This window comes from Dellaglioa sp. CoH-55-MRSF-9 (assembly GCF_056782155.1).
In genome coordinates this window covers 1-253 of the sequence record NZ_JBXAYG010000131.1, presented here as the reverse complement: position 1 = coordinate 253, position 253 = coordinate 1, and the positions used below count along the sequence as shown (strand labels likewise).

Here is a 253-nt window from a genome sequence, read left to right as displayed (position 1 = left end):
CAACTGAACCGGAACGATGTGACGCGCGTGCCGCTCTTGGGCAAAATACCCATTCTGGGCGCGCTTTTCCGGCACCGCGCGCAGCGCGACCAGCGCAATGAACTGGTCGTCTTCATCACGCCGACCGTCGTCGATCCGCGGTGCGGCGCACCCGGCGCGGGCGAAGAGGATGCAGAGAAAACGGGGCCGGAAGCCGCCGACGCAGGCTCGACAAGGCAGCCGCTTTGCCAGTAAGTTGCGCCACACACCAGCA

The 253-nt window shown here is 65.6% G+C and carries 1 pseudogene; it reads left to right on the top strand.

From position 1 onward, the window contains the following. A pseudogene (locus AC1RPV_RS08070) lies at positions 1–234 on the top strand (hypothetical protein); the annotation flags it as partial. Between the last annotated feature and the right edge of the window lie 19 nt (positions 235–253).